Source organism: Dietzia sp. HMSC21D01, from assembly GCF_001815995.1.
Taxonomy (GTDB): Bacteria; Actinomycetota; Actinomycetes; order Mycobacteriales; family Mycobacteriaceae; genus Dietzia; species Dietzia cinnamea.
Map to the genome: position 1 here is coordinate 1 of NZ_KV823686.1, position 615 is coordinate 615.

Here is a 615-nt window from a genome sequence, read left to right on the forward strand (position 1 = left end):
TTTCGATGCTGCCGGTGCGCATCGGCAGCATCGGCGCGGTCCTATCCAGCGCCTGGATCTGACTCTTCTCGTCAACACACAACACGATCGCGTTGTCCGGTGGCGCCAAGTACAACCCCACCACGTCGGTGACCTTCGCGACCAGTTCGGGATCGGTGGAGAACTTGAACGTTCCGGCCCGCCAAGGCTGCACGCCGAACTTGCGCCACGCCCTGGCCACGGTGGCGTTACCGATCTTCAGATGATCCGCCAGCAGGCGTGAGGACCAGTGCGTCACCCCGTACTTCTTCGGCGGAGGAGTCAACGTCGTGGTGATGATCTTCTGGTCATCTATCCGCTTCGGCCGGCCAGAGCGCGGTTCGTCGAACAGGCCCGCGATCCCATCCGCCTCATACCTGCCTCGCCACTTCCACACCGTCGTCGGCGTCGTTCGCTCCCGGTCAGCGATCCGAGAGTTCGCCTGACCTTCCGCCGCGAGCAGGATGATCCGCGCCCGCATCGCCAACCCCGATTGGATCGACGTTGACCGCGTCCACGACTCCAACTCCTCGCGGTCACCATCACGAAGAATCAAAGCCGGAGCCGGGTTATTGGGCATGACCCATTCTCCCAAAC

At 62.9% G+C, this 615-nt stretch carries 1 protein-coding gene; it reads right to left on the reverse strand.

The window, feature by feature from the left end; translation table 11 throughout:
- On the reverse strand, positions 1–598 hold a 598-nt coding region (locus HMPREF3086_RS02025), incomplete at its 3' end, for an IS630 family transposase (RefSeq protein WP_141763951.1).
- Positions 599–615 lie beyond the last annotated feature (17 nt).